The sequence below is a fragment of the Clostridium sp. SM-530-WT-3G genome, assembly GCF_012843905.1.
Lineage (GTDB): Bacteria > Bacillota > Clostridia > Clostridiales > Clostridiaceae > Clostridium.
Window position 1 is genome coordinate 175,938 of record NZ_JABAGC010000003.1, and the last position, 7,928, is coordinate 183,865.

A 7,928-nucleotide genomic window follows, 5' to 3' on the forward strand; every position below is an offset into this window, starting at 1 on the left:
TATGAATATTATTAGTAAAAAGGGGAACAAAATAAGCTTTATGTTTATATATAAATTATAATGTAAAACTTCAATTAAAATGATTTAAAATGGTTGTTTTATATTAAATAGGGTAGGAGGTACGGTTATAGGATGAATAACCTGAATAGAATTTATGATGGGGGAATCATATTTTGAAAAAGAATAATTTTAAAGACAGAGGGCAGATGCGAAGAAGAATGGCAGTAGTTACTTTTGCAATGACAGCAGTAATCTCAGTTTTAATAATAAGGTTATCTTATATAATGATAATAAAAGCTCCTGATTATGCTGAACGTGCAGAGGAGCAATGGACGAGTGAAGTAAAAATTGATGCAATTAGAGGAAAAATATTAGATAGAAATGGTAAGGAATTAGCAGTATCTGCTAATCTATACAGGGTAGATTTCGATCTGAATTCCATAAGAACGTATTTAAAAACTAAATTGGGTGACTTATCAGATGAACAGATAGCACAGAGAAAAAGTGCTGGAATTCCCCTTCCTACAAATGATGAAGGAATAACTACAAATGATATAGCAGTCAAAATAGCTAGTGCTTTAGGAATGGAAACATCAAAGGTTCAGGACAAACTTGAAACAAGGCTTCCAAGTGGAGCTGCAGCTGGATCTGCAACACTAGTAAGAAGAATAGAAAAAGCAGAGGCAGATAAGGTTAAAAATTTACAGATAAGTGGTGTTATTGTATCACCAGATACAAAGAGATATTATCCTAATGGTAACTTTTTATCACATGTTCTTGGAAGTACAAATATTGATGGTAAGGGCCTTACAGGTGTAGAACTTCAATACAATAAATATTTATCTGGAACACCGGGAGTTAAGATAACAGAATTAGAGAAGAATAAGAGAGATCTTCCATATACAATTTCAGAATTTACATCACCTGAAAATGGTAAAGATGTAACACTAACTATAGATGAAAATATTCAGTTATTTGCAGAAAAGACAGCTCAGGAATGTTATGAAGACAATAAGGCTAAAGCTGTATCCGTACTTATTATGAATCCTAAAAATGGTGAGATTTTAGCTATGGTAACCAAGCCTGACTTCGATCCTAATAAACCATATGAGGGAGCTGAAAATTTTGAAGGAAATACAAATATGGAGAAGATTCAGAAAATGTGGAGAAACAGACTTGTTAATGATACATTTGAACCAGGATCTATATTCAAAGTAATAACAGCAATTACAGGACTTGAAGAAGGTGTAGTAAATGCTGATACAGGCTTTTACTGTAATGGTTCATTATCAGTAGGGGGAATACATCCTAAATGCTGGAGAACTCAAGGCCATGGTCAACAAAAGTTTCCGGAGATAATACAAAATTCATGTAATGTTGGTTTTATGGAACTTGGTGCAATGATAGGCAAAGAGAAATTATGCGAATCTATAAAAAAATTTGGTTTTGGTGAAGTCTCTGGAATAGATTTGCCAGGAGAAGCAAAAGGTATTGTTAAAAGAGTAGATAAGATAACAGAAGCAGATCTTGCTACTATAGCATTTGGACAAACTAATACAGTAAATTCAGTTCAATATATGGCTGCATTCAATGCAGTAGCTAATGGTGGTAATTTAATTCAGCCTCATGTAATGAAGGAAATAACACATGAAGATGATCAAGGAAATAAAATCGTAGATGAAGTGTTCAATCCAACTAATACTGTAGTTGCTACTGCAGAAAAGACAGCAGAGTTAAGAAGTTATCTTGAACTGGTTGTAACAGCTGGGTCAGGAAAATCAACATTTATAGAAGGATATCATATTGGTGGTAAAACAGGAACAGCTCAAAAAGTTGAAAATGGTAAATATTGTGGCAAATATATATCTTCATTTGTAGGAATGGCTCCAGTAGATGATCCTAAAGTTACTATAATGATAACAGTGGATGAACCAAGTAATGGAGCATACTATGCAGGTCAGGTAGCAGCTCCTTATGGAAAAACATTATTCTCAGATATATTCAATTATCTAAATGAAGAATTTAAAAATGAAAATGAAGGGCAGATAATTCGTGAAGAAATAGTTCCAGAGATTAGAGGAATGAGTGTTTCAGATGCTAAAAAAGCATTGAAAGATAGTAATTTAGATTTTAATATAGATGGGGATGGAGAAACTGTAGTATCTATCACACCATATCCAGGGTATTCTGTTAAGGAAGGTTCGAAAATAAATCTTTACACAACTGGTGACGAGAATTATAATAATAATGTTGCAATGCCAGATGTTAGAGGATATTCTAAAGAAGAAGCAAGTACTTTATTAAACAGCCTTGGAATAACACCTGTATTTGAAGGAAATGGAATGGTAAGTGATCAGGAGATTTCCAGTGGAGAAGTTATTCAAAAAGGAACAACTGTAAAGATTATTTTAAATTCTGATTATAAAGATTAATAATACTATAATCAGAATGATAAAAACTAGCATGTGGGTAATGCTCACATGCTATATTTAATTACATATATTATGTAATTAAATTAACAATTAACAATTTAATGTTATTATAAGTGCAACAATTAATTGTTAGTAGTTAATAGGTTATAAAACTTTAAATGATAGGAGATAATGGTATGAATCTTAAAACTATTTTAGAAACTCTTGACTATGAAGTAGTTCAAGGAAGTATTGATTTAAAAGTTGGCAGTATAAACTATGACAGCAGAAAAGTAAGGAAAAATGATATTTTTGTTTGTATAAAGGGATTTGCAACTGATGGACATAAGTATATTGATAAAGCATTAGAAAATGGTGCATCTGTAATTGTACTTCAAGATAATGTAGAAATAAAAGATAAGGATGTAACAGTAATAAAATGCAATGATACAAGAAAAGCCTTAGCTGTAATAGGTGCTAATTTTTATGACAATCCAAGCAGAAAGATGAAGATGATTGGAGTAACAGGAACAAATGGAAAGACTACAACTGCTTTTATGATAAAAGATATATTAGAAGCAGAGGGAAAAAAGGTAGGATTAATAGGTACTATTGCTAACTACATAGGTAGTGAAAAGATTCATACAGAAAGAACAACTCCAGAATCTCTTGAACTTCAAGAATTATTCGGAAGAATGGTTGAAAGTGAGGTAGAGTATTGTGTTATGGAAGTATCATCTCACTCATTGGCTTTAGACAGAGTATATGGAATACAATTTGATGGTGCTATATTCACAAATCTTACAAGAGACCATCTTGATTTCCATAAAACATTTGAAAACTATTATGAAGCTAAATTTAAATTGTTTGAAAGAAGTAGAATAAAATTAGTAAATATTGACGACAATTATGGAATGAAAGTAGTTGAAGACTGTATGAAGCTAAATTTAAATGACGTTTATACTTTCTCAGTTAAAAAGGATTCTGATTTTAAAGCTTATGATGAAAAGATGGGAAGTAGAGAGATAGAATTCAAAGTTAATTTAGAAAAACCAGAGGATTTTGTGTTAAACATACCAGGTGAATATAATATATATAATGCATTAGGTGCTATAGGAGTATGTTTTAAGTTAGGAATAAGTGAAAAAGCCATAAAAGAAGGCATTGAAAGAGTTGTTGTACCTGGAAGATGTGAAAGAGTAGCACGTGAATATAATCTTCCTTATGAAATAATAATAGATTATGCTCATACTCCAGATGGACTTGAAAATATATTAGAAACAGCTAAAGCATTTACAAAAGGAAGACTTATAGCAATCTTTGGATGTGGTGGAGATAGAGATAAGGTTAAAAGACCACAGATGGGTAAAATAGGTGTAGACTTAGCTGATATTGCTATAATAACATCTGATAATCCAAGAAGTGAAGAACCTATGGCTATTATTGAAGATATAAAAGCAGGTCTTGATAAAGATAACTATATTATTATAGAAAATAGAAAAGATGCTATTAAGGAAGCAATTAACATTGCCAAAGATGGCGACGTTATTGTTATAGCAGGAAAAGGACATGAAACATATCAAATATTAAAAGATGAAACAATACATTTTGATGAACGTGAAGTAGTAAAAGAAATATTAGATTCAAAATTGAAATAGCTAAATTATTTTGTGATTATTGAAATGTAATATTATATATTAAATTAATAAATAATTGTTAGCTGTCAACAGTTAACCGTTAACTGACTAATTTCAACTGTTAACTGTTAACAGTTAACTGAACTATCGGGGTGATGATTTTGGATTTAAATTTAAATGAAGTGATTCAAGCTGTAAATGGAGAAGTCATAGTTAAAAATAATGAAGGTATTTTTAATAAAATTTCTACAGATACAAGAAAGATTGAACAAGAAAATTTATTTATTGCATTAAAAGGTGATAATTTTAATGGAAATAATTATGCAGTTTCAGCTATTGAAAAAGGTGCATCTGTTGTAATAGTAGATGAAGTGAATTTTAAGGAAGAAGAATTAAACGGAAAAGGAACTATTATAAAAGTAAAAGATACAAGAATAGCTCTTGGAGATTTGGCAGCATATTATAGAAGTAAACTTGGAATAAAGGTTGTATCTATAACTGGTTCAACTGGGAAAACATCAACAAAGGATTTAATAGCGGCATTTTTAAGTGGAAAGTATAGAGTATTTAAGACACAAGGCAATTTTAATAATGATATAGGTCTTCCACTTATGATATTTGAATTATCTAAAGATTATGATGTTGCTGTATTAGAAATGGGAACAAGTAATTTTGGGGAAATACACAGACTAGCAAGTATAGCCAAACCAGATATTGCAGCAATAACAAATATCGGAGTGGCTCATATAGAATATTTAAAGACTAGAGAAAATATACTAAAAGAGAAGATGAGTATTTCTGATTTCTTTGAAAACAAGAATGACCTTGTAATAAACTGTGAAAATGATATGTTAAAAACAGTGAAAGAAAGTGAAAAGTATAATTTACAAAAAACTGGTTATGATGAAAGTTATGATTTATATGCCAGAAATGTAAAACTTACTTGTGATACTACATCTTTTGAAGTAGTGACAAAAAGTAAGAAAACTCATGAGTTTACTTTGAATATGGTTGGAGAACATAATGTTTTAAATGCACTTTTAGGAATTCAGATAGGATTAGATTTAGGATTGACTTTTGAAGAAATGGAAAAAGGTCTTGAAAATTTCAAAGCTACATCTATGAGACTTGAATTTATAAAGAAAGATAATTTTACCATAATAAATGATTCTTATAATGCAAATCCAGATTCTATGAAAGCTGCATTAAATGTACTTAAGAATTACTCAGGAAAGAGAAAAATTGCTATACTTGGAACTATGGGCGAACTTGGTTCACATGCAAAAGAGGCACATAAAGAAGTTGGGAGTTTTGCAAAGGATAGAGCAGATATACTTTTAACAACTGGTGATTTTAAAGAACAATATAAAGAAGGTTTTGGAGATAAAACATTTGTATATGATACAAAGGAAGATCTTATAGCAGGATTAAAAACAATGATAAAAGATGATGATACATTACTTGTAAAAGCATCAAGAAGTGCAAAATTTGAAGAAATAATTAAAGAATTATAAAAATAAATAAAACGTAGGAGGACATATAGATGGAGGAGACGGTAAGAAGTTTACCTAGCTTAACATTAATAGCGCCATTTTTTATGGCATTAGTATTTTCACTTGTGCTGGGACCAATATTTATCCCAATACTGCACAAATTAAAATTTGGACAGAATATAAGAAAAGAAGGCCCAAAGAGTCACCAGAAAAAGGCTGGTACTCCAACAATGGGAGGATTAATATTTTTTATTTCTGTAGCTGCTACTATTTTAATATTAGGTAGAGGTTTTAAATCTCAAGAAATGATAATTTTTTATTCATTTCTAGCTTTTGGATTTATAGGTTTCTTAGATGATATGCTTAAGATAATTCATAAGCAGAATGAAGGATTAAAAGCAGGACAAAAGATGGTTCTATTACTTTTATTTTCGGTAGCATTAGCATGGTATGGATATAAGAATATAGGAACAGATGTATTAATACCATTTATGAGAAACTTTAGACCTAATTTAAAAATATTATATATACCATTTATAGTTATTTATTATGCTGCAGTAACAAACGCAGTAAATTTAACAGATGGAATTGATGGTCTTGCAACATCTGTTACTATAATTGTTCTTACTTTCTTTACAATAGTAGGTTATAAAACAGGAAATATGGCAGTTGCAATATTTGCTATAACTTTAACTGGTGCTTTATTAGGATTCTTAAGGTATAATGCTTTCCCAGCTAAAATATTTATGGGTGATACAGGATCTCTAGCATTAGGTGGGGCAATTGGTACATTAGCATTGATGATGAAAATGGAATTTTTAGTTATTATAGTTGGCGGGGTGTATCTAATAGAAACTTTATCTGTAATAATACAAGTTACATCATTTAAACTTACAGGAAAAAGAGTATTTAAAATGTCTCCAATACATCATCATTTTGAACAATGTGGATGGAGTGAAGTGAAAATAGTAACAGTATTTTCATGTGTCACAACAGTGTTATGTATTATAGGATTTATGGCTATTTAACAATTTGATTTGGAGGATTTTTGTATGAATATCAGTAATCCTAAAAGAAAAAAAATAAAAAGAAAATCCCCAATGGGTAATTTTGATTATGGGATTTTTTATACGGTACTTTTCCTTTTGGCTATAGGAACTGTAATGATATATTCGGCAAGTTCTTATTATTCCATGTTCACATATAAGGATAGTATGTTCTTTTTAAAGAAACAGATTTTATGGGTATTTGTAGGACTTGGTTGTATGTTTTTTATGATGGGATTTGACTATCATAAGCTTAAAAAGTATACGCCATGGCTTGTAGGTATATGTATACTACTACTTTTTTTAGTGTTTTTATTTCCAGGTACAAATGGTGCACAAAGATGGATAAAGCTAGGACCTTTAAGCTTTCAGCCATCTGACCTTGCAAAGTATACAGTAGTTTTTTTCTTAGCTTTTAAGTTAGAAAAAAAAGGTGAGGGCATAAAGGATTTTAAGAAAGGTATAATACCTTATCTTTGTTTTTCAGGATTTTTTGCAGGACTTGTTCTTGCAGAAAAAAACTTAAGTATTGCATCAGTTATTATGATAGTTACATTCATAATGCTATTTGCATCTGGAGGAAGAATAAGACATTTATTTGGAATTGTTGCTCCAGCTATGATTTTGGCAGCATTATTCTTTACTTTTTCTAGCGAATACAGAAGAGATAGAATGCTTAATTTCATAAATCCTTGGAAGGATCCAGCAGGAAATGGATATCAACTTATTCAATCTTTTTATGCATTAGGTGCAGGGGGAGTGACTGGGTTAGGTCTTGGTCAATCAAGGCAAAAGACATTGTATATGCCGGAACCTCATAATGACTTTATATTTTCTATAATAGGAGAAGAACTTGGTCTTATAGGATGTCTTGTTATAATTTCTTTATTTATAATATTTATATGGAGAGGTATAAATGTTGCAATTAAAGCAAAAGATACTTATGGAACATTGCTTGCTATAGGAATAACATCTGTAATAGCTGTTCAAGCAATAATTAATATTGCCGTTGTAACAGGTTCTATGCCAGTAACAGGAGTTCCATTACCATTTATAAGTTATGGTGGTACATCTCTGGTAATAAATCTGACGGCTATGGGAGTTTTGCTTAATATATCACGTCAGGTAGAAGGAAAAGAGTTTTAATAAAAAATGACCGTTGAGTAGTAATAAAAATATTACAAATTCAACAGTCATTTTTTTATTGGTTAAATATATGGAAAAATATAAAATGTAATTAAAATTAAATATATTTATGTAAATAACTAGACTTGTGCAGTAAATAGGAAAAATTTAAGCTACTAGTCCTAATTTGGAAATAGTAGACTCTAGACTAATCCC

At 30.4% G+C, this 7,928-nt stretch carries 5 protein-coding genes; all 5 read left to right on the forward strand.

Features of this window, described 5'->3' with window-relative positions; translation table 11 throughout:
• The first annotated feature begins 173 nt into the window (after window positions 1–173).
• The 5 genes from HF850_RS02645 to spoVE all read left to right on the forward strand — a co-directional run bounded on the left by HF850_RS02645 (window position 174) and on the right by spoVE (window position 7,733).
• On the forward strand, window positions 174–2,432 hold the full coding sequence (locus tag HF850_RS02645) for a stage V sporulation protein D (RefSeq protein ID WP_169103930.1): 2,259 nt from the start codon (window positions 174–176) through the stop codon (window positions 2,430–2,432).
• A 176-nt stretch (window positions 2,433–2,608) separates the two neighbouring features.
• Entirely contained in the window at window positions 2,609–4,069 is a 1,461-nt protein-coding gene (locus HF850_RS02650) for a UDP-N-acetylmuramoyl-L-alanyl-D-glutamate--2,6-diaminopimelate ligase (protein WP_169103931.1), read from the forward strand.
• A gap of 140 nt (window positions 4,070–4,209) precedes the next feature.
• Window positions 4,210–5,562, forward strand: a complete 1,353-nt coding sequence (murF, locus tag HF850_RS02655; protein ID WP_169103932.1) for a UDP-N-acetylmuramoyl-tripeptide--D-alanyl-D-alanine ligase — start codon at window positions 4,210–4,212, stop codon at window positions 5,560–5,562.
• 83 nt (window positions 5,563–5,645) lie between these two features.
• Window positions 5,646–6,569 carry a phospho-N-acetylmuramoyl-pentapeptide-transferase gene (mraY, locus tag HF850_RS02660; protein WP_243159372.1) on the forward strand — a complete coding sequence of 308 codons (924 nt, stop codon included), beginning with the start codon at window positions 5,646–5,648 and terminating at the stop codon, window positions 6,567–6,569.
• Between the two features lie 24 nt (window positions 6,570–6,593).
• The gene (gene spoVE, locus HF850_RS02665) at window positions 6,594–7,733 is read left to right on the forward strand and encodes a stage V sporulation protein E (protein WP_169103934.1); all 1,140 of its coding nucleotides are present in this window, start codon (window positions 6,594–6,596) and stop codon (window positions 7,731–7,733) included.
• Window positions 7,734–7,928 lie beyond the last annotated feature (195 nt).